Raw genomic sequence first — 23,437 nt, 5'->3', positions numbered from 1 at the left:
CTCCATCAGATTTCTCACCCTGACTGGCGTGAAGGTCATAGCTGGGTTTTAGCTCGGGGAATAGTGAGCACAATCTCGAGACCAAGGTCGCTGAAGTTCCGCTCAAAACGACTGTCCAGGGCCGCGACGGTCGCGCGAGCCAGACGGCTGCCGAAACCATCGCCGGATGAGCCCTCGCGTTGCTGGCTCACTCCAGCCTCGCGCCATATGATACGCACTTCGTTGCCGACGGAGGATATCTCGACCAGCACCTCGCCATCCGGATTCCCCAACGCGCCATATTTGATGGCATTGGTTGCGAATTCGTGCAACAGAAGTGCGATGCTTGTCACGGCTGTGCGTCCAAGCGGGAAATCCTCCCCATACACTCTGACGCGGGAGACGCCGTCTTCCCCGCGATAGGGCTCGGTTATTTCGGCGATAAGATTGTGCAGCGTCGCGGTACGGTCGGAATCGTTCCCTGTCGTCGAAAGCGTCAGCGCATGCGCCCGTGCGAGTGCCCTGAACTTGCTCTGCAGGTCGGACACCAGGTCGCCTACGGATGCCGCACCGCCCGCGCTGACATTCACCAAGCCGCTCGCGAGCGCGAAGAGATTCTTCACACGGTGGTCCATCTCGCGCAGGAACAAGTCCTTCTGTTCTTCAGCGCGCCGCCGCTCGGAGATATCCCTTGCGATCTTCGAGGCCCCGATGACCTTGCCGGCCCCATCAAAAATCGGCGACACGGACAGCGAAACATCGACCAGGCTACCGTCCTTTTTCTGCCGCACGGTCTCGTAATGCTCGATACGTTCGCCGCTTCGGATACGAGCAAGAATCCGCGGTTCCTCATCCTGTCTGTCGAGCGGGATGAGAAGAGTGACCGACCGTCCGAGCACCTCGTCTTCTCGGTAGCCATAAAGCCGTTCGGCGCCACGGTTCCAACTCGTGATGATGCCGTTCACATCCTTGGACAGGATCGCGTCGTGCGACGATTCGACGATTGCAGCCAAGCGCTGGCTGGCCACTTCCGCGGACTTTCGGCCGCTGATGTCGACAAGCATGCTCACTGCACCGACAAGCGTGTCGGATTCATCAAACAACGGCGTAGGGTAAGCCAGAAAAGGAACGCGCGTGCCGTCGGGTCGCTCAGCCTCAGCTTCTTCACCGCTGATCGCCCTTTGTTCTCTCAGTGCGACCGCCATGGGGCACTGATCATGCGGCAATGGCGTGCCGTCCGGACGAAAAAGCTTCCATGAACCGCAGAATTCGCTGCGGCCAATTTCGGGGCGCACTCCCCACATTTCGGCCGCCGCTTGGTTGTAAATCGTGATCTTACCGTCGGCGTCGGTGAAGTAGATTGCCGCTGGCAGAGCCTGCAGCGTCTGAACGAGCGATACATTGCCGGGAAGTTCAGGCTCGGGAACTTGTGCTGGAGGCTCGGACTGCCGGAATATGTTGACAGCGCCGGCGACGGCGCCGCTGTCGTCCCTGAGCGGCTGGATATCCACCAGCGCGGTTATCCGGGTGCCATCCGGGCGTTCGATCTTGATCGGCTGGTCGCGAAAGTCTCGTCCTGTGGCCAGCGCGACCGCCATCGGGCAATCTGCGTGCGGGATGTGACGATCACTCAGGTCGAACAGGCGATGAGAGCCACAAAAACGCTCGTCCGCTCCTGGAATTGGCGTGCGACCCCATAAATCCGCCGCCGCCATGTTGTAGCGAATGATCCGACCGTCTGGAGCGTACACATAAGCGCCGACCGGCAGGTGTTCCAGAACCGAGGTCGCGCTCAAATGCGCCGATATGGCGGTTTCGACATCTTCAAGCAATCCACTTTCAAGCGATGGCATGTTTTACTCCGACAAGTTGAAAAGCCGAGTGCCGCAGCCGACCGGAAGCGTAAAGTCCTTTCGACAGTATCGAATAGTTATTCCTATTAGTGCAGGTATTGCAACACTATCCGAATCGCTTGACCACCGATCTTCATAAAGGCTGAGATCTCGTTCTCCTCAAAGACACTCGCAAGCTGGTACCAATAACGGTGGCAGTATAATCAAGGCGGAAGTCCACTTAGCAAGACGCTCGAGACTTCCAACTCTACACTGGGTGAGAATTTCGATTTCGCACGCCTCCCCGAGAAATATGCTCTGCAACCCGAACAACGTGATAACAATAGACTTTGTGGAAGAGCCGTCGAAGGGCAAGACGACAATGGCCGCTTAGAACCGACTAACGAAGCTGAGGTTGAAGCGGTTTGCCTCTCCATCGGCGTTGCTGGCGCCATGGGCGTATTCGAGCGTCAGGCTGCCGCCATAGGGGCTGTCGATCTCGGCGGCGGCGAAGCGGATGCCGATGCCGAAGGCGCCAGCGCGGGTGATCTCGTCTTCGAGCACGGTCGGTTGCTCAAGTTTGGCGATGCCGCCGGCGGCAAACACGTAAGGCGCGGCCGAGACCGCAAAGCCGGTATGGCTTTCAAATGGACGGAACGTGGTCGGGTAGGCAAGCTCGGCGCGCATCGCCGCGCCGGTATCCGCCTCGATCTCGCTCACCATATAGGCCGAAACCCAGTTGAGACCGCCAAGGCCCATCTGTTCCGACGAAGCCAGCGGCTTGCCGAACGAGGTCTGGGCCTTGGCCGTCAGCGACAGATTGAACAGTTCGCCGAGCGGCTGAAGATAGCTGCCCTCGGCCTTCAGGTTCTGAAAGTCCGGCTCCGCGCCGTCGCGCGACATCGGCAGCGAAGCCGTCGGCTCGTAGGCGCCGAGCCCGTCGAGACCAAGCGACAGGGTCGCTGCACCCGAAACCCTTGCGCCGGAGGTAAAGAAATAGTCGCCGGACTGGGTCAGGCGGATCACTCGCAACCGGTCCAGCGTGAACGGCGTGGTAAGCCCAGGCGACCTGAATGTCTGCTCCTCGTCGACAATATCGAAGCTTATGGTGGTCGACGCATTCGCGGCGCGGCTTCTCAGCCAGTCATAGCCGAGATTGGCGGAAAGCCGCTGGTAATGATCGGGCAGGTCATAGCCGAGACCGGTATCCGAGCGCGTCCGGCTGTCGACGCCCTCGACATTGAGCCAGACGCCATCCGTGCCGAGCGGCACGGTGAAACCGGCCACGATCTGGCGGTTGCGCGGATCGTCGGAGAAGAAATTACCCTCCGAGAAGCCCGGCCAGCCGCCGATCTGCAGGTAGCCGACCTCACCGAGGCCCAAGAGATTGTTGAAATTGACGCCGGCGCTGATCGAATAATCGCCGAGCTCTTCCGTCAGGTCGTTTGCCACGCCGATAAAGCCTGTCACCGGATCGTAACGGCCGGCAAGCTCCAGCAGTGTACCGCCGGGCGTATCGCCGCGCTTGAGGGTCGACTTCATGTCATAGCCGGGCGTATCGCCCGCGAGCAGCAGACGGCGTTCAATTTCCGCCTCGCTCGGGTTCTCGGCATCGACCAGCGGCGCCATGACCGCATCCACCCGGCGCCTTACGGTCTCGGGCAAAGCCGCGGTGTCGACGCCCTCGACATAGCCGGAACTGACCACCAGTTTCAGGTCCTGCCCGTCCTCGATCGTCTGTGGCGGCAGCGACACGCGCACCAGCGGATAGCCGGCGCGGATATAGGCAAGCTCCAGATCGTTGGCCGCCCTGAACAGATCAGCGGCGCTGACCCGCTTGTCGGTGAACTCCGCCTCAATGCGCGCGGTTTCAGCGGCAAGGGCCGGAAGCCCGCCTTCGATATCGAGACCCGAGGGCATGACCAACAGCTGATCCGCCCCTTCCGGCGCTTCCTGGCCGACGACTTGCGGCAGCGTGAGCGCGCCGCCTTGCTGGCGGATCACCGGCGGCGCATAGGACGGCTCAACCACCTGACCGGCGGTTTGGGCATACACGGCTCCCGCCTGGAGCGCGCCGAGTACAAGCGCGCCCGCCAGCGCTACGGCGGTCCTGGAAATTAGCATTGGAAGTCACTCCAGCGTTCTTGGCTTGCCCGCAGATCAGGGCCGTTGATATTCATGCTCCGCGAGGTCTATGGGCATATGAACAGGATTTGAGGCCCTGCATCGCAGGCGGCATTGGAAACGGGGGATTGACTGGTGACGGTCAGCGTTCCCGGCGGATTGATGTTGTCGGCAAGGAGCGCCTCCTGAAGCGACCCGCCGGCAACCGTAAACGGATCGAATTGCTGGCCGGGAAGCGGAACGCCACCAGCCGGAGCCGACGGCGCCAGAACCGGCATCACCTGCAGCTTGCCCGGCAGAAATGTGATGGCATAGTTGGGATTTTCGGCGTCGGTTAGACTGCCTGCGGTAATAGCATAGGTGCCGACCGTCGCAGAAGTCGGTGCGCCGCGGCTTGCGGGACTGCCGTTCAGCGACGCGCCGCCATCGACGAGATTGCCTGCCGTGACCTGCCAGCCCATCACGCCTGCTTGCGTGCCAAGCTGCTTGACGGCATCGTCGGCAATCAGGGTGATCGGCCGCGGCATGACGGCGAGCGTATTTGCACGATAGCTGATTGCATAATTGCGGTTGAAGGCGTCTGTCACCGAACCCTGGGTGACGGCATAAGAACCGACATTCGCCAGCATGGCCTGGCCGTCGCTCTCCAGCTTGCCTGAAAGCCTGTCGCCATTGGCAAGCCCCATCCCGCCGACCGTGTAGGTCAACAGGCCGAGATCGCCATAGATCTTGGCACCAGCATCGGCTACAACCGTGATCGCACGGCGCTGGATCGCCATCGACCCGGCCACATAGCTGATGTCGTAATTGCCCGCCGCAGCACCCGAAAGCGCGCCCCCAAAAGCGGCGGTGCTATAGCCGCTCCCGACATCGGAAGACGATGTCGCATCCGTCGTCACGAAAACCCCGGAAAGCAGCGGTCCATTCTGGCCGTTCTTCCAGCCCGAAACCGCGTAGCCGATCATGGGCACGGCATCGCCATAGATCATCGAGCCGCTATCGGCCGTGACCGTCAGCGCCGCCTTGTCGACCGTCAGCGTGCCTTTCTCGTAATTGATGTCGTAGTTCGAAAGACCCGTGCCCTTCGCGGCGCTGGCAATGATGTCGTAGACGCCGGAGTCAGCCTCTGCGTCCGCGCCAAGGCTCTTTTCGGAAACGGCGGCGACGCTGTCGCCATTAACGAGCCCGGTGGTGGTGAAACCGGTCAGGCTGGCTGTATCGCCATAGGTCTTGACCGCATCCGATGCCGTCACTGTCAGGGCCCGCGGGGTCACAGCGAACTTACCATCGACATGGTCGAGAGTGTAATTGCCGAAGGCCGCGCCGCCCAATTGCCCGCCGGCCGCCATCGTTGAATAGTAGGTACCGACATTAGAGGTCGGGTTCGCATTCGTGGTGACGATCACCCCGACCAGAAACGCATCGCTCTGTCCGTTTTTCCAGCCACTGACAGCGTAGCCGATCATCGGCACGGCATCGCCGTAGATCATCGAGCCGTTATCAGCCGTGACCGTCAGCTTGGCCTTTGCAACCGTCAGCGCGCCATCGACATAGTCGATCGCGTAGTTGGAAAGGCCCGAGCCGGTCGCGTTGGAGGCAATGATATCATAAGTGGCGGCATTTGCGGACGCGGCGCTGCCCGCGCTCGTCAACGTGACCGTGCTTACCGTGTCGCCGTTGACAAGGCCGTTGACCGAATAGGCGGTCAGGCTGGCGACTTCGCCGTAGGTCTTCGATGCGCCCTTGGCCCTGATCTTCAAGGCACGTGGGGTAACCGAGAAGCTGCCAGGCGCATAGGAAAGAACGTAATTGCCCGCGGCCGTGCTTGTGATCATCCCGCCGGACGCGGTGGTGACGTAGCCGCTGCCAACGTTCGAGGTCGACATCGCATCGGTAACGACGCTTGCGCCAGTCACGCTGCCGATGTCGGAATTCTTCCAGCCGGAAACCGTGTAGCCGAGATCGGTCGGCGGCGTTGAGCCATAGCTCATCGTGCCACTATTGGCAGTGACCGTCAGTTCTGCCTTGTTGACCGCGAAACCGCCACCGACATAGCTGATCGCGTAATTGCCGGCCGCAGCGCCCGACAGCGTGCCGCCAGAGGCTATGGTGGCGTAGCCGGTTCCCACATTCGAGGTCTTGGTCGCATTGGTGCCGACACTGACACCCGTCAGAAGTGCGCTCGTCTGACCGTTCTTCCACCCGGTTGCGGTGTAGCCGATATCGCCAGGAACATCGTCGCCATAGATCATCGAGCCACTATCGGCAGTGACCCTCAGCGGCGCCTTGTTGACCTCGAAACCGCTACCGACATAGCTGATCGCGTAATTGCCGGCCGCAGCGCCCGACAGCGTGCCGCCAGAGGCTGTGGTGGCGTAGCCGGTTCCGGCATTCGAGGTCTTGGTCGCATTGGTATCGACGCTGACACCCGTCAGAAGTGCGCTCGTCTGACCGTTCTTCCACCCGGTTGCGGTGTAGCCGATATCGCCAGGAACATCGTCGCCATAGATCATCGAGCCACTATTGGCAGTGACCCTCAGCGGCGCCCTGTTTATCGTCACCGCGCCGGGCCCGTAGACGGTGCGGTATGTGATCCCGTCATCGCCGACAAGGCTCGATTGGCCGGTGATGGCGTAGCTGCCGACATTGGATGTCGCCGTGGCATCCGTTGTCAGCGTCGGCGCGAAAACGCCCGCGCCGCTGTGACCACCGTAAACGCTATAGGTGAGTGTGCCCGGCGCATCGCCATAGGTGATCGTCTGGCCGTCGGTCTTGACGAAGACCACATCGGAAAGTGCGTAGAGCTCCGGATAATAGCCTTCGCTCGGCGGCGCCCAGACCGTCTCGAAATTCCAGCCGGCCAAAGCCCGTGCGTAGAACTCGGCCGTATCCTGAAACTCTTCGGTGGTCAGCCCGGTCACTTCGCCGTCGCCTGAGCCGACGCCGTTCGACTGGTTCGTGGTGTCCGTATCGAAATAGGATGCTGTGATCTTGGCACCGGAATTGGACCCGACCAGCCCGCCGACATAGGAGCCGCCCGTGACGCTGCCGGTCGCATAGGCATAGCTGATCGTGCCAGAAAGAGTGCCGCCGACCAGTCCGCCGACATGGTCTGGGGACGAAACACTGCCGGTCGCATAGGCATTGCTGATCGTGCCCCTATCATTATACCCGACCAGCCCGCCGGCATAGTAGCCGCTGCCCGTAACTCTACCGGTCGCATAGGCATTGCTGATCGTGCCAGCATCATTGTACCCGACCAGCCCGCCGACATCGTAGCCGCCCGTAACGATGCCGGTCGCATAGGCATTGTTGATCGTGCCCCCTTCATTGTACCCGACCAGCCCGCCGGCATGGGAGCCGCCCGCAACGCTGCCGGTCGCATAGGCATTGCTGATCGTACCCCGATTGAACCCGACCAGCCCGCCGACAAAGTCGCCGCTGCCCATAACGCTGCCGGTCGCATAGGCATTGCTGATCGTGCCAGCATTGACCCCGACCAGCCCGCCGAAATATAAGTTGCCCGTGACGATGCCACCATCAAGGCCGACATTGCGCAGGATCGACCTGGAATCTGCAAGCCCGAACAGGCCGACGTAATCCGTGCCGGGACGATTGATCGCCAGCCCGCGGATCACATGCCCGTCACCATCAAACGTGCCGGCGAAAGCCGAACTGAAACTCGTGCCGATCGGCACGAAGCCGCCAGCACCCCAGATGCCGCTCGCATCGTAATCGTCGGCTGCGGCGTCCGTGGCGCTGGCATCAATATCGCCGGAAAGCCGGTAGCTTGCGGAAAGATCGGCGCCCATCAGCGCCAACTGGTGCAGGTTGGACACCGTGATCACCCCATCCACGGGCGCTGCCGCTTCGGAGCGAAGGATCGGGCGCATATCGCCGGCCTGATACCAGGTGTTGTCGAAATCGAAGCCTGTGTAGCCGGCTTGCGTGCGTGCCTCGGCGGTCGTCAAGCCGGTCACGCCGGCAGCGGAGCCTCCGCCGACGCCATTCGACTGTTTCGTCGTGTCCGTATCGAAATAGGATGCTGTGATCGTGCCATCATTATTGAACCCGACCAGCCCGCCGACATCGCCGCCGCCCGAAACGCTGCCGGTCGCATAGGCATTGCTGATCGTGCCATCATCATTGAACCCGACCAGCCCGCCTACATAGTAGCTGCCGCCCGAAACGCTGCCGGTCGCATAGGCATTGCTGATCTTGCCATAATTGTACCCGGCCAGCCCACCAACATAGCCGCTGCCCGAAACGCTGCCACCCACAAGGCCGACATTGCGCAGGATCGAACCGGAACCGGCAGATCCGAACAGGCCGACATAATCCGTATCGGAGCGATTGATCGTCAGCCCGGTGATCACATGCCCCTCCCCGTCAAATGTGCCTGTGAACTGCGAACTTCCATTTCCGATCGGCTCGAAACCTGCGCCGCCATTCCAGCCGGCGGTCGCGCTGGCGTCGATATCCGTTCCGAGCGCATAGGTGCCGGCGAGACTGCTGGTGGTGGCGTTGATCGCCTGGAGATTGCCGAGCGTGTTGACCAGCATGTAAGCCGTCAGCATCGTGCCGCTGCCTGCATTTGTCGAATAATCGACCGGCGCGCTGTAAGACGCCGGATTGTAGTAGAGCGAAACGCCACCGTCCGCAGTGGCAGTGATCCCGGAACCGAAACTGACCGTGCCGCTGCCGGTGGCGCTGCTGTCGGCGCGCAGCACGATCTTCGACCCCGCGCCGCCTGCAAGATTGGCATTGACGGCGATGTTGCGATAGGCCGACAGCGTCAGCGTGGAGCCCGAGGTCCAGGTGACGGCGTCGGCAACGGTAATATCGCCGTCCTGGCTGCCGCCCGCGCCGGTCGAAACCGTGACATTGGCGCCGGCAAGCGCGTTTTGCAGCGTGGCGACATTGATGACACTGTCATTGCCCGAAGCGGTGAAGCCGGAAGACGTCTGGTCCGCGGCGTTCGAGATGGTCACATTATAGGGATCGAGCAACAGCGAGCCGAAGCCTGCAGCGCCCGTCAGATCGGCAAAACCGGTATAGGAAAGCAGCGCCTTGCCGGAGACCTCGACATCGCCGCCGGTTCCGGTGGCGCCGGTGGCGCTGATCTGGCCGGCAAAGTCGGTGCGGGTGTCGGACCACAGCACAACCGAGCCGCCAGTGCCCTGGCTCACCGCATCCGCGCTGATCATCGTGCCAGCGCTGACCGTCAGGATATCGGCATGCGGAATATCGCCGGCGCCCTGCCAGTCGCCGCCGATGCGCACCTTGCCGCCCGCGGCATAGCCGGAGGCATCGATCACGGCGTCGTCAAGCCGGATCTCGAGCCCGGTGATTTCGATCGCGCCGCCCTCGGTGGTCTTCGGCTGGGCGGCCTTGGCGCGGGTCGAGACCGTGCCGGAAACCCTGACCTTGCCGCCCGCCCCGCCGCCGAGCGTGATCTTGCCGTTGCGCCCCGAGACCGAGCGCGCCTCGGCGACGCCTGAAAGGTTGACGGCATTGCGCGCCGCTGCCCGCGCGGTCGCCGCCTTCATCACGATCACGCCGCCCTCGGCCGTCACCGTGCCGGAGTTCTCGACCAGCGCCTCGCCGTCATCGATGAGAGAGGATGGAACGGCCACCTGCATGAAGCCGTCACCGGACAGATCGAGCGTAACCTCCTCGCCCGCGCCGAGCCCCGCCTTGCCATAGGGCACGGCGATCAAACCGCTGTTCTTCACCTTTCCGCCCATCAGCGCGACATAGCCGCCGCGCCCGATCGTCACCACGCCTTTATTGGAAACCGTGCTCGATGCACCATTGCCGCGATACACCATATTGCCGGACATGAAGTCGTCATCGGTGATATCGAGTGTGGAAGCAACGAAACCGCCGCCGGCCTTGACCGTTCCGGTCGGCGTGATCGCAATGCCATTGGGGTTGACGAGGAAAACCTGACCGTTGCCGCTGATCGCGCCGGCAATCGAGGACCGGGTGTTGCCGGTGACGCGGTTGAGGATCGCCGCGTTGATGCCCGGCTGAACGAAATTGACGCTGTTGCCCTGGCCGACATTGAAGCTCTGCCAGTTGACGATGGCGCGATCAGAGCCCTGCGTGACGGTCATGGCCGAACCCGTCGATGCGATATTGGCCGTACCGGAGACCACGCTGGGGCCACCCGGCAACCCGCCTTCGGCAAAGGCCGGACTCGCGCCAAGCGCCGAAACTGCGGCAGTCGCGAGAAGAACGGCTTGCAACCACCTGGGCCGAAAGGCATGCCGCTCGCCCCCGGCAAAAGGCGCAAGCGCAAGATGGCGATCGGCAATGGATGGCATTGGCATATCGAAATTCCCCGAATCCAGAATGGCGCCCTTCCGAAGGCAAGACTGGCAGACATTGCGGGTACAGTCGAAAAGCTCCGCCAAACACGCGCCAGAGATCACACACAATCCTCCCGCTTCAGGCTTTCCCGCCCGAAAAGCGGAACCTTGACCGCCGCACCCGCATTCAGGTCTATTAGAATCAAAAAGTATTAGCCTGCCATTTCACGACAGAGTTCCGTTATGCCTCGATTGGAAACTTCAATCGCCATGACCTCGGTTCGGGGCATCGGCCCGCTTCCCGCGCTGATCGACAGCCGCGAAGGCCGTTATGCCGCCGATCATGTTTTTTCCGAAGTCGGCCTGCCGGTCGATGTGGCGCGGGAAGCCGACCGGATGTTGCCGCTCAATAGCCTGATCGCGCTTTACGAGGCCGCCGCCGCCATGACCGGCGATCCGCTGTTCGGACTGAAGGCGGGACAGGAAATGATCGACGACTATGGCACCTGGGTGGACTATTCACGCACGGCCCCCACACTGCGCGCATGTCTGGCGCGTGCTTCCAAGGCAATAGAATATCATCAGACCGGCACTGAACTAGCGCTGGCGACCAACGGAGGGCGGGCGCTTTATTCCTATCGCATCTTTGGAAAGCGTCCTACCCAACGCCTGCAGCATCTGCAACACACGATCCCCGCCTTGCTGAACACGTTTCAGGTTTACGCCGGAGATGACTGGAGGCCGGATTGGATCGAACTGGATGTCGGCTATGATCAGCGCATCGAGGAAATGGCCAAACGGCTCGGGGTCCCGATCCACCATGGCAATGCGGCCATGGCGTTCGCCTTCTCCTCGGCCCTTCTTGACCGGCCGCGGCGGAGCCAGACGGGAGCAATGTCTCAAATCAGTCGCCACCATCTGAAATACATGGTGAAGAAAGGTCCTCCCAGAACGTTTTCGTCGCTCGTGCGTGAAACGATCCATATCGATCTTTTGGTGGGTACGGCGCATATCGATACCACCGCAGATCGTCTCGGTCTTGGACCAAGAACCCTACAACGCAGGTTACGGGCTGAATCCAACACCTATCGGCAGCTTGTTACCGAAGTGCGGATGGAGCGGGCCAAAGCGCTGCTAATCAACGCTGACATGCCGGTGACCGAGATCGCCCATCTCCTTGGCTACAGCGATTCTACGCATCTGACGCGCGCCTTTTCCCAACACATGGGATTGCCCCCCAGCACCTTCCGAAAAAGATCCGCCATCGAATGAAGGTTTGAGGACACATTGACGATGACCAGCTTGTGACTTACGCCAATTTTTGGCTGCGGCATAAGCTCAACTGCGGCGCCAAACTTAATGCCGTTTACGATCTTGACCATGATCGACAAATCAGTGGGCGTGAGCAGAGGGTCTCGAAGGGTTCGAACCATCGACACCCTGTCGCTCTGAGCCTTGGCAGCCCTGGAAATTCCAACACTCAAGCGTAAGCATGGCTTTCGGTAACATATCCTACCCGATGTAGCACAATGCGGAGAGTGTCAACGGCTGCCAGTGGAGCGGCTCTCCACGCGTTCCCGGCTCATCCAACTTGGCCAGAAACCCTCTCCGCGCGAAGGGGTTCGCTCTCAATCAGCGGAGCCACACCGATTGGCATGCCGTTCCGGTGCCCTGTCTGCACAACCCTGCCGTCCCGCCCTGCGCGCAGAAAGTCTCAGAATCTGTACCCGAGGCGGAGCGATCCGGTGTGGGAGCGATAGTCCTCGGCGAAGGAGCCGTCACATTGCAGTTTCAGCTCCATGCCCTGCCGTTTGGCAAGGTCGAGGCCGAGGGTAACATGTCCCACCGTATCGGCGATCGGCGTAAAGGTCGAGAAGCTGTCCATCGATGACAGGCCGGCAAACCGCGACGTCGTCTCCCATTCGTCCGCCGAGATTGCCGTAAAATCTGGCCGGCCAGTCTTCGAGGAAGGGTATCCGGGCCCCGAACTCGATCCCTGGCGTCACGCCGAAAGCCGTGTCGGAATTGCCATCGACCATCAGATTGAGCGCGCCTGCGCCGCTTTCGGTATAGCCATACTGATGCATGTTGATGACATCGAGATCGACCTTGGGGCGCATGTAGTATTCGTCGCCGAGCGCGATTTCGTAGGATGCCCGGAAACGGCCGAAGACCATTGCCGAATCCGGACTTCCGGTTGCTGTCGCCGAAAGCGTGTCGAGGTTGATATAACGCTTGGAATAGTCCCAATTGTAACCACCACCGCCGCCGATGCCGATGCCGATGCCGATGCCGAGCAGCCAGAGACCGACTTCCTTCTTCAACGCAACCGCGGCCACGAAGGAATCATGATCCAGCTTTTGGGAGCCGCTGTCATTGCGGAACCAGCTGCTTTCATAGGTCAAGCCGGAGCCCAGGAACCAGCCGTCGCCGAGTTCCTTCTGGCCGCCGATCTGTAGACTGCCGGTCGATTGGGTAAAGCCGGCGGCGTCGCCTTGACTGTCCTGCGTCGATTCTCCGCCCAGGGCACGGCTCCAGACACAGGAGCCCTCATCCAGCATCACGCCTGACGTCTCGAAGGCCGGGCATGACAGCACGCTGTTGGCAGCGCTGATCGCAGCGGAGGGCGAAGACGAAAACGGCACGGCGACCGTTTGCGAGGTCGTTTCCAGAAGCATGTCGAAGAAGGTCTCCGGCGTCGACTGGTGGAGGGCGCCAAAGACCTGACCGAGCGAGATCTCGTCGGCGCCGAACTTCACCTCCGTTGCCGAACCGTCCTCAATTCTATTCCAGGCTTGCTGCATCGCCGAGGAAACCTGGCTTCCATTGCGGCCAAGCGAAACGCCGTTATCCGCGAAATGGGCACTTGCGACCGAGAACCCGGTCCAGCCGGCCGACGAGGTCGTGACATCGGTAAAGTCAAAGACCAGCGACGGCAGGATCGATAGATCCGAACTGTCGGCGCCTTCGACCTTCAGGAACTCCGTGCGCGTATTCGGCAAAAGCGCATTGCCGTTGACATCAACACCCCAGCGACCTGCAAAGTCGCCCTGGATCAACAGCTTGTCCGCGAGCACGCGCTCCATGTCGACGTCCAGGCCGGCGATGAGACCACCCCTACTGGCGGTCGAAGTCCGCCAGTCCAGCTTTTCGCTGCAGTGAGAATAGCTGAACGGCGAGAACGTGGCCGGAAGGCCGAGGTCTGCCGCGTCATAGGGGCTGCCCGCATCCGCTGTGCCGACACCGACGAGGTCGCCGGTGACCGTGGTTTCGATCGTGTTCCACTCGCCGCCGATATCCATCGTCCCAGCGTTGACGATCCCGTCGACATCGGCGATCGCGCCGGTGACAAAGGTGCCGGTGCCCTGGTTCAGGAAAAGACTGAGGCCGGGCGCGGCGGCGAGGGTAACCGTCCCGTCCGCCGGGTTTGGCGCGGTGACGTTGCCGCCGCGGGATGAGACGACATTGCCCGACACTGTGCCCGCAATATCGATGATCTATCCAAAAAATGTATCTTACTACGGTGCGGTCAAGCCACCACACTGGAGGCTTCCCGGATTTATGAAACAATATCTGACATCCGCCAGTGCATCGACGTTCAGAACCGCTTAAGACGCCCACTGTCCGATCGAACCCCGAGATCAGTCCTTCGGCTGCAAAAGTCTCCACACCTCAGTTTCCAGTACCACCGCAAGCCGATCCGCGACATCAATGCTCACGGCGTAACGGCATCGTTCAAGGGCGCCGACATAGGTCCTGTCGATGCCCGCCCGATGCGCAAGCTCCTCTTGGGAGATACCTTTGGCCTTACGGGCTGCTTTGAGATTTTGCGCGAAGATTTCCCGGATTTCCATGATCCGGATCATCGATGGGTTGATGAGTATATAGCCACGGAGTATACTCATCTTTATGTAATTTGATCCCATATAGCAGAGCATCCTGACATGACCCATTCCATGCGACTTCCATCCCTCATTATCGCTGGCATGCTGGCGTTTCTGTCTTTGCCGGCGCAGGCAGAAACCATCGAATTCCCCGAAGATGACTTCTGGCGGGCGCTGACGCAGTCGCTGGCCGGTGACGGGCCGGATTTCGAGGCGCTGGCGAAGCGGACGTCGGAATACAGGGCTGCGAATGAATTCGCCCGGGATGCGGTTCTGGCCGAGCAGATGGCGCGGCTTGAGGCGCGGCACTCGCGGATCGGAACCGATACGGACGTGGTGATCCGGGCGTCCGTCAGGCTTGGTGATTATGACGCGGCACGCGGCGGATTTCCGGTAAGCCTGTTTGCACCGGGCACCTATCTGCGGGTCGGGGGCGGACTGCGGTTCTCCAACGGCAGCGATTACGCGATCCTGCCGGCAACGCCGGAAGAAGGACGCGCTATCAGGGAACGGGAGGCGTCATCTTCCCTGAACTCGGCCATCCTGCGCGCGGGCGACTTCCGTCGCGATCCTGGACATGCCAACGGGCTGCTCGCCACGCTCTACCAGTTCGACTATGTCGACGGCGATGGCGGCATTATTGCCAGCATGGCCCATGCCCCGCAGACGCAGGCGCTCGATGACGAGGCGGTCGAGGCGCTGGTCCAGAGGACACAGGCAGACATTATTGCCGCGGCATCCCTCCCGCCGATCGGATCGGACTGGAGCGCTGTCCGGGATGCATTGTCCGCCGGCTACGGTTTCGCGGTGAGTGATAACGGTGCCTATGACGATGGCCGGTTCCGGATGATCGGTGGCCGGATCGAAGAGGAAGAACTGGGCGAGGCTGCGCAATTCCGGGTCGGCTTCGGCAATGATGGCGATATGGTCGCCGGGACTTTCGCCAATCAGGATTTCATGGCGCGGACGCGTCTTCCTCTCGGCGAGATCGATACCAATCCGACAGGAAGGGGGCTTGACTGCGGCACACCGCATCTCGCGGATGCCTGCGGCGTTCTCATCTTCGACAGGATCGAGGATGAATGGAAACTGACGCGCGCCGAAGGCGTTGTCGACCTGCCCGGAGCAGATCATGTCGCGGCGATCGAGGCGATGCTCGGCGACAATGTCGATGCCTTTCTGCGCTCGGATGTCGAGATTGCCTATCATCCGGAATGGCTGCGGGGCGATACGGGCGGGCAGCATTTCTCGTCCGGACACGCAGTCGCGGCGCGCTACATCCTCGGCGATGACATGGGAGGATCGCCGGAATATATCCGCCCGACCGATCCCTGGCAGGGCGGCACCATCAACCATGAGATCACGCTTTACGCCGTCGATGGCGCCGAGGACCGTACGCCGCTGATCTTCACGCTTGCGCCGCGGGACGTGACGGTCCCGGCTCCGGCTTCCGCCGACCTTGCCGGCCACCGCATCCTGCCCGGCGATATGGAAAGTCTGACGGCCTACGAGATCTTTGAGGATGACCGGTTCCTCCCGGCAATCAAGGCTGTCATCGGCAATGCCGATATCGAAGCGCTGCAGCGGTCATCGGCAGTCAGCGCAGGCGGTTTCGAAGAGAAGGACGGCTGGTATGTCCATGGCGGATGCCGGGCGCATGTCTGCAGCAGCGAATTCACATCCGTCGCGGTGCAGGCATCCGACGGATCGGTGGTGATCGTTCATTCGGTGGACGGCACGCCGCATGTCTATGGCGCCGATGCCGACAGCCTGCCTCCGGTCTTTGCCCGACACGAGCTTTGAGCTCTCACTTCATTCCGGTTTCCATACTCGGTCGGCCCGCTGCCGGCATCTGCAAGGAGTCTCTCATGACAAACGCGGCAACGTTCGATCGCGGTTTCCAGGTCGAGGAGCAAGGCGATGGCCTTCTCATCACCGGCAAGGGCGCCGGGCTTTCGATCGGGAGAATGATCTTGATGTTCGTCCCGCTGATGTTCCTGGCAATGCCCTCCGCCTTCTATCTGGTGAACGGCCCGCTTGGCTTCCTGCCGGAGAGTGCTGGCTATCCGTTGGGTGTGCTCATCAATGTGGCGGTCCTGTGGGGGATCAACAGACTGAAAAGTGCGAGATTCGCATTCCGGCTGCTGCCATCCGGATTGCAGCGGGAGGGCAAACTCCAGGAGATCGGCGAGATCTTCATCGACAATCCGCACATGAAGGGGCAGACATTCGCATCGGGCGGCATTGTGCCGGGCTTCGTCGTGGCGGGCAGCGGGCCTGCCGGCATGACCGCCGCACTGTCGATGGTCACGGCCGCCGACACGACCTCCCGGATCATCGGGCTTGGCGCGCGCATGGGGCGTCGATCAACTACCGGATCAACATGCGACACGGAAACCGGATCGTCCGGCTCGCGACGTCGCTCGACGAGAATACCGCCCTGTCGTTGTTCGGGTTTCTGACGCAGGATGCGTGAGCATCAACCCGCTGGAACAACCCGAACGACATATCAGAGCCGATAAATGTGGTCGCGGACGTTACCGGCCCCTGTCAAAATAGTCCTGTAATATCCGGCGGACCATTTCCGGCCTGGTCGGTATGTCCTCTTCCTCGCGACGTCGATCGTCAATCGCTTTCAGCAGTTCCTGAGAAACACGAAGCGTGAGGGGGATATTGTCTTTTCTGGGTGGAGCCATCACTTTTTCACCTTTTGATGTTGACATCAGAGTCTCGTAATGGCATAAAAAACGAGCGCTGGCAAGGCTGCAACCTCGACCAGCGCTCTGACCACTCAAACCTGTACAAGAGGTTATCATGGCTATTCACGCTCCTATCACGCCGCATGCGGCGGATGAAGACTTATACTCTCCATCAACACTCACCAGCTCTCCGATTTCACTGCTTTTTGCGGCCATGCTGTTGCGTCTCGAGGTTTTCATTGAAACCGAGCACGAGATCGACGGCGTCGCCCGAGTCTTTGATCCTGCCTGTGCTGCCTGGCTGCATGATGCGGAAAACGCACTGGACCGGCTGACCGATACGGTTGCCGCCCTGCAGCTTCTGCCGAAGTGCTGCGAGGGTGATGGCGTGTTGCTGCATTTCACGGGGATCCTGTCCGGGCTCATCAGTGCGCAAACCGCGAATGAAGCGGCAATTGCGCGCGTCAAGGCGGCCTGCCTGCCCGATCTGCTGCAGTTCCCCACAAAGACATCCGAGGGACACCGGGCATTCCGGCTCGTGCAGCAAGGCACGTGCCTGATCGAGGCGTTGCAGAAACTGGAGCTGTTCCGGGAAGCCCATGATGCCGGAAACGAGCCTTCCCTGAATACGGAACCAACGTTTTCCGGATAGCCGCGCTTCGGAGTTGGCAAAGGCCTTTCGGTTTTCCCAGATCCTGACACCGCTTCCTTTGCGGCACGCATTCCGGCTTTCGCCATGCGTGTCAGCCCTGTCCTGCCGCGCCCTTCCGGCCACCATCATTGCCGGTTGGAAGTGGTGACCGCGACTATTCCATCAAGAGATCAGCATCGCACCAGGTCGGCCCGGTGTGCACCCCCTTTCATCCTGCGTTCAGGAGGAACAATCATGTCAAAAAGACAAGGTCGCCAGTCATCTGGCAAACGCAATTCAGCGTCCAGCCAATCCCGGCGACGCCTGCACATCCCGCATCGATCACGGCATGTGCCGGACAGCGAGTGGCGGCGCAATTATCCCGGTCCGGTTCCGCCGCAATGGCAGGAAGTCGCCGAAGCCAAAGGTTTTTCAATTGTCGGCCGCGTCCGTGATCGTAGCCACGTTGTCCTTCGATGCCAGGCATGTGGCGCCGATACGGTCCAGAAAGCTTATGTGCTGCGCACAGCCCAGCCCATTTGCGGCGGTTGCCTTGAGACCCGCCGGTTGCAGGATGCCGCCAAATGCGGTTTCGAACTGCTCGAGCGCGACGAGATGCACCACAAATATGGACATTACCGACTTCCATGCGGCCATGCCGCGCGCTTGCAATTCGGCCGGGTCGAGCGACTTGCGCGCGAGGGAAAGGCCGCCGGCAGAGCGGGCTTCCACTGCCCGACCTGCTATACGGCCAGACTGAGTTCGGATGCTGCCGCTCGGGGATGGACACTGCTCGGCCCCGATCCGGAAGCAAACCCGAACTACCGCTCATATAGACATGATGGCTGCGGTCACACCCAGAGGATCGCGATCGCCAACATCATCACTGGTCGCGTCGGATGCGAGCAATGCGGCACATGCTGGTCCGCAGCACCGAGCGAGATCTATGTTCTCGCGTTTGAAGTTCCACACAAGGGCAGCTTCATCAAGCTTGGCTATTCGCGCGATCCGGAAAGCCGCTTGCGTTATCAGTTGGGCATTCCGGGTTCCGTTGAGGCCCGGGTCCTGTATCGGTTTCCCATGCCGACCGGCCATATCGCCCAGAAAACGGAAAAGGCCCTGCACGGCAAACTACGGCAGCGTTTTCCGGATTGGGTCATCCCCTGTAACGAACTCGCAGACTGGATCAACGTCAAAACGGAAATCTATCGGGCAGACATACTCCCGCATGTGCTCACGCATCTCAAAGCGGCAACCGCAAACCAGCAAACTTCGCCACGGTCAGGAAAGCCGAGATCTTCCGGATAGACATGCCATTCTGGAACAGTTTTCCAGGAATTGTTTCAAAACGTCCGTATTCCGGTTCCGATAACCGGATACGGGGCATTTTCTGGAATGCTATTCCAGAACAGCATTGTGTTGGGTCGCCGTCAGCCGTCGTTCCGGATGCCGCCCGGCGTTTCGGAACGAGGCCTTTGCGGGACCCGATGCTGAACATCCGGAATGAGAACCGGCAAGCGCCGAGGTAACCGCAGTCCCGCTCCGAATGGACTGCCGGAGAGCGCATCGCCGTCCTCAGCTTTCATCTTGCTTCGGTCAACGAGCAACCATCACAAGGAGGATCCGCCATGACGGATCACGCACCACGCCCCGCATGGGCCGCATATGGCGAAGAGCTCATCCGCCGACTTCGCCTAAACCCGCAGCTGGATCGCCACCCTGGCCGCTCGGTCAACAAGTGGAACAGCGTTGGCCCGCATAGAACACAAGAGCATGCGCAGCCAGGTTTGCTGGATTTTCTCAACAAGCGCGCCCCATCCTATGTGGACGAGGAAAGCGATGAAGGCGACTTCACCGGTCACCCTGATTTCGACGGCGATGCGCTTGATATTTCCATGTCTGAGGAGGACAGCCCATCACCAATGCAGCCGATTCCGCACCCGACGCTCTCGCTGGCACTGAAACTTGCAGCCACTTTTGGCAGCGAGGATGCGTTCATCGCCTGCTTTGGCGCGGCCAGTTCGGTCTTCGTGTTAGGGAATATCGAGCCGCAGGAAGTGGCCCTCGCGCAGGATCTCCTGACACTGATCGTCATGCCACCCGGATGGATTGTAGCCTCCGAGGCGAGGATGCTCAAAGGCGAGCCGAACGCACTTTGCCTGCTGGCTCCCGAGATCACCAATGGCCGGGTTGCTGAACGTGTACTCACTATTTTCGGATCCGACATCCGCACGGCTTTATCGCTTCCTGATCGTCTGTTCGTCCTGGTTCCCAGAGGGTGCGAGTTCCCGCCAGATCTGAAACGCGCCCTGCCTGCGCCAGTGCCGATTGCGCCACTGAGCCGGGCGATCTGTGGCGAACATCTGCGCTACAGTCACGGGCTTAGCGATGGAAAAGACCACGCCGCCTTACTTGAGCGGCTTCCGGATAAAAAGGCGCTCACGGAACTGCCTGGCTCGGTCCTGTCCGCTGCACTGCGTGCGCCAACGGCGCGCGGGGTCGTGGACCGGCTGTCATCGGCAGCGGAGAAATCATCGAAGAGGCAAAAACCAGACGGTCCTCGGCTGGAGGATATGGACGGCAACAGTCCGGCCCTGCAGGCGGCGCGGCACATGGTCGCCGACCTCGCCGCATGGAAGGAGGGCACGTGCGAATGGTCGGAACTGACGCGGTCAATGATTCTCCACGGTCCTCCGGGAACCGGAAAAAGCTGGCTGGCCCGCGCCATGGGGGCAAGCGCCGGGATTTCTTTCGTTCAGGGTTCCTTTGCCGAGTGGCAGAGCGCCGGGCATCTCGGGGACATGCTGGCGGCCATGCGCCGGGCGTTCGCGGGGGCGATTGCAAAGAAACCCTCGATCCTGTTCATCGATGAGGTCGACGCCGCCGGCAGCCGCTACGACACGGATAATCATAACAGTTCATACAGGCGACAGGTCATCAACGCCGTTCTTGAGCAGATCGATCTGCTGATGCGCGAGGAGGGTGTTCTCCTGATCGGCGCCTGCAATGACATCGCGGGCCTTGATCCCGCCATCCTGCGTCCCGGACGTTTCGACCGCAAGGTTCAGGTACCGCTGCCTGGAAAGGTGGAGATTGCGGGCATTCTCAGATCCCGGCTTCCGGCGGAATTCTCACTGTCAGATATCGATGACCTGGCGCGAGCCGCAATCGGCATGACCGCTGCCGATGTGGATGCCGCCGTCAGGCAGGCAAAGTCGATCGCACGCAGCCAGAACAGGGCGCTTGAGTTCCAAGACCTCCGCACGCTTATCGGCTATTCCCACTCCGAGGCCGACCAGGCGCTCGATTGGCGCATCGCATTGCATGAGTGCGGCCATGCCATCGTCGCCACCGCGCTCGCGCTCGGTCCGGTCACGCGCATCATGCTGGAACCGCTGGGCGGCGAAACCGTGACGCAGAACCGTCGCAATCAATCCCTACTGCGTGATGTCCACGCTGAGATCGCGTGCCTGATGGCCGGGCGGGCGGCGGAGCGTCTCGTCCTCGGCGAGATTTCGGCAGGTGCGGGTGGCAGCCGACAGTCGGATCTTGCCCGAGCCACGAACATGGCCCTGCAGATCGACCATCAGCTGGGGCTTGGCGCCTATGGTCCGGTCTGGCGCGGTGATGCCGACGGACTTGCACTTCATGACCCCGCCCAGAGACAGCGTGTCCAGCAGCGTCTCCTGAACGCGGAGACGCTGGCAACCGGAATCCTCCAGCGCCATCATTTCGAGCTGGAAGCGATGGCAAAAGCACTGATGGAGGACCGCGAACTGGTCGGTGCTCGCCTCGAGAAAATGCTCGAGAGCATCACACCGGATACCGGCATCCTGGAAGAGAACATGAGAGAGCCTCAGGCCAAACGGAACGCAACAAGGAAAACTGCCGAAACAGGACCGGCAAAAACTCAGGATTCTCCATAAAGAGCATCAGGTCAGAGGACGGACACATGACGCGCCATTTGGCACCGGCGCGTTCAGCATCGACAACGAGCACCGGGATCACAATTCCGGCAAGTCAGGCGCTGCATCGGGGTCACCATCCTCGAAGGGTGATGCCGTCTCTACTGCCCCAACCCTCAACTCACGCACAAGGCCGTCGCGATTGAAGTCCAATGCACGGCTTCCGTCATAAAGGAAATGTCCGTCGGGGGTCTGTCCACGAAGCATCTCCTGGCCCTGATAGACAACGAAACTGACACGCGGCATGGTTTGACCGCGCTGTGCCGCTGCCTCCGCCACTCTCCGGATCAGCTCTGCCCTTGTCGGCGGTGCTATTACGTTCCCAGCGGCTGGCCCAGCGCCGCCAAGACCTTTGAAAGATCGTTTCTCATTGCCGATATATCTTGTGTCTGCGCCAGGATCTGCGTCTCGATATGCTTCACTTTCCGCCGCGTTTCCTGATCGGCCTCCAGCGCCGTCACCGCGCGATCCATCTGGTCCGCCACGCGCTGGATCTGGTCTATGAACCGCTCGATCCGGGCCGAGATATCCGGATTTTTCTCCTGCATCAAAAGCATTTCCAACGGGTCGATCAGCGCTGTCAGGCGCTTGATGTCCCGACCGAGCTCCTCCCAGTTCACCTGCGCTTCCTTCCTCTTTTCCATTCATTGACTCCAATCGTTTTTCAAGGGATCTCCACCGTGCCTGATCAAGGCGCAAAAGCGACTTCGCCAAAAGGTGAGACGCCTGCCGTTCAATCAGGCGGCCGAGCAGACGCCTGAACAGTTCTCCAATCCGACGCGTGATCTTATTCGTTCCCGCTGATCTGGCGTCTGCGGACAACGGTGATCGATGAATATCGAGGTCGCTCGATATCCGAACCTTTTCCGACCATGGTGCTGTCTCGCCGTCCCGTTCTGTCCAGATACGGTTTGCAGCTCTTTTGAACCTCTGCCTGAACAAGGTGCCGGAAAGCGCCAGGTGGTCCTGATGGCAGGCCGGCAGTGAAAGTCCCGGTCCGCTCAGAATATCACCGGGCCGTTCCAGCACCGTATCCGGATAGTGGTACCGCAACCGGGACCGATTGAGCGCCGCACGCCTTTCCATTCCCTCGGCCAAAAGTGATGGCGCCCGCCGGAGCTCGTCCGCTCTTTCGATCAGACGCTCGCCCATCGACAGGCTATGTCGCGGGTCTTCCTCGCGAAAGAAATCTGAAAAGGCATAGCCGGACAGCCGGATATCACGTTCCAGACCGGGGCCTGTGAACGTTGTCGTACGAAGGTTCTTGCGTTTGACGCGAATGCCGAGCTCAGACAGCTCCGGCGCAATAGCATCAAGAAGCATTTCCCGCGAAAATATGCGGGTGTAATCAAGGTGGGCTGCGGCAATCTCGATGATCCTGTCACGCAGATCGGCGCCAGGATCATTGCCATTCCGCTCGGCCTCGCGTCTTTGCTTTAGCTGCCTGTCGGGCATTGCAAAATCGCGCTTTCGCAGCGGTGAAAGAGGGTCTGCCCACCCGAAACGGCCATTGACCGTATCACGAAAGGAATCCCAAAGGCTGCGGCTGCCCCGCCCGGGTGGATTGGCGTTATAGGCGCGCGGGCTACCATCTGCTTTCAAAACCGTGCGTGGCAGCATGATGTTCACCTCCAGTCGACCGGTATGCGTGTGCGTGCCGACAAGCGGATGAAGGCAGGCTCTCTGCGGCAGCCCGGCATAGGCCACATGGAAGAAGAGGTCCAATGTCTGGCCAACCTTCATTCGCGAGGCGGCATGGCCGGCATTGAATGCGGCGACATCAATATCGCTGCGATCAAAGGACAGGGTCGCGACCGAATAGCGATGCTTGGACTCCAGAAGCTGCATCGCAGCCAGCACGAGCCGCGGGTCACTGATCAGGACTTCCGGCGCAGGGTCGCGGAGAACAGCAAGGCGCTGCCCGTTCATGTCCTTGGTTACGCGCTGCGCGATCAGATACCGGATCGCTGCCATCAGATTACTCCGCAGATCCGCTCCGCTATGCGGCG

Annotated in this window: 12 protein-coding genes; 6 read left to right on the top strand and 6 right to left on the bottom strand. The window is 60.8% G+C overall.

Annotated features, from left to right (window positions below; genetic code table 11):
* Positions 1-35: 35 nt before the first annotated feature.
* The 3 genes from TM49_RS09545 to TM49_RS09535 form a co-directional block, all read right to left on the bottom strand.
* Positions 36-1,832, bottom strand: a complete 1,797-nt coding sequence (locus TM49_RS09545; RefSeq protein WP_082074691.1) for a sensor histidine kinase — start codon at positions 1,830-1,832, stop codon at positions 36-38.
* 369 nt (positions 1,833-2,201) lie between these two features.
* Positions 2,202-3,935, bottom strand: coding sequence for a ShlB/FhaC/HecB family hemolysin secretion/activation protein (locus TM49_RS09540; RefSeq protein ID WP_052699793.1), 1,734 nt, complete (start codon positions 3,933-3,935; stop codon positions 2,202-2,204).
* Positions 3,936-4,003: 68 nt separating this feature from the next.
* Positions 4,004-10,270: an MBG domain-containing protein gene (locus TM49_RS09535; protein ID WP_082074690.1), complete on the bottom strand. Its 6,267-nt coding sequence runs from the start codon at positions 10,268-10,270 to the stop codon at positions 4,004-4,006.
* A gap of 222 nt (positions 10,271-10,492) precedes the next feature.
* On the opposite strand from TM49_RS09535, the gene TM49_RS09530 reads away from it, so the two are divergent.
* Positions 10,493-11,521, top strand: coding sequence for an AraC family transcriptional regulator (locus TM49_RS09530; protein WP_082074689.1), 1,029 nt, complete (start codon positions 10,493-10,495; stop codon positions 11,519-11,521).
* Positions 11,522-12,027: 506 nt separating this feature from the next.
* Here TM49_RS09530 and TM49_RS09525 read toward each other — a convergent pair.
* Positions 12,028-13,725 carry an autotransporter family protein gene (locus TM49_RS09525; RefSeq protein WP_045680827.1) on the bottom strand — a complete coding sequence of 566 codons (1,698 nt, stop codon included), beginning with the start codon at positions 13,723-13,725 and terminating at the stop codon, positions 12,028-12,030.
* 165 nt (positions 13,726-13,890) lie between these two features.
* Positions 13,891-14,103, bottom strand: coding sequence for a helix-turn-helix transcriptional regulator (locus TM49_RS09520; RefSeq protein WP_045685057.1), 213 nt, complete (start codon positions 14,101-14,103; stop codon positions 13,891-13,893).
* A gap of 102 nt (positions 14,104-14,205) precedes the next feature.
* On the opposite strand from TM49_RS09520, the gene TM49_RS09515 reads away from it, so the two are divergent.
* From TM49_RS09515 to TM49_RS09495, 5 genes are all read left to right on the top strand, one after another.
* Positions 14,206-15,936: a hypothetical protein gene (locus TM49_RS09515; protein ID WP_144409530.1), complete on the top strand. Its 1,731-nt coding sequence runs from the start codon at positions 14,206-14,208 to the stop codon at positions 15,934-15,936.
* 65 nt (positions 15,937-16,001) lie between these two features.
* Positions 16,002-16,595, top strand: a complete 594-nt coding sequence (locus TM49_RS09510; RefSeq protein ID WP_045680826.1) for a hypothetical protein — start codon at positions 16,002-16,004, stop codon at positions 16,593-16,595.
* A gap of 352 nt (positions 16,596-16,947) precedes the next feature.
* Positions 16,948-17,484: a hypothetical protein gene (locus TM49_RS09505; RefSeq protein ID WP_144409529.1), complete on the top strand. Its 537-nt coding sequence runs from the start codon at positions 16,948-16,950 to the stop codon at positions 17,482-17,484.
* Positions 17,485-17,718: 234 nt separating this feature from the next.
* A complete protein-coding gene (locus tag TM49_RS23420; RefSeq protein WP_144409528.1) occupies positions 17,719-18,771 on the top strand; it encodes a GIY-YIG nuclease family protein in 1,053 nt (350 codons plus the stop codon).
* 320 nt (positions 18,772-19,091) lie between these two features.
* Positions 19,092-21,389 (top strand): AAA family ATPase, encoded by a 2,298-nt coding sequence (locus tag TM49_RS09495; protein WP_082074688.1) that lies wholly within the window; start codon positions 19,092-19,094, stop codon positions 21,387-21,389.
* 78 nt (positions 21,390-21,467) lie between these two features.
* Here the strand turns inward: TM49_RS09495 and TM49_RS23415 are convergent, their stop codons facing one another.
* Positions 21,468-23,402: a hypothetical protein gene (locus TM49_RS23415; protein WP_144409527.1), complete on the bottom strand. Its 1,935-nt coding sequence runs from the start codon at positions 23,400-23,402 to the stop codon at positions 21,468-21,470.
* Positions 23,403-23,437: the final 35 nt, after the last annotated feature.

Source organism: Martelella endophytica, assembly GCF_000960975.1.
Classification (GTDB): Bacteria; Pseudomonadota; Alphaproteobacteria; order Rhizobiales; family Rhizobiaceae; genus Martelella; species Martelella endophytica.
This window is presented reverse-complemented; position numbering and strand designations above follow the sequence as displayed.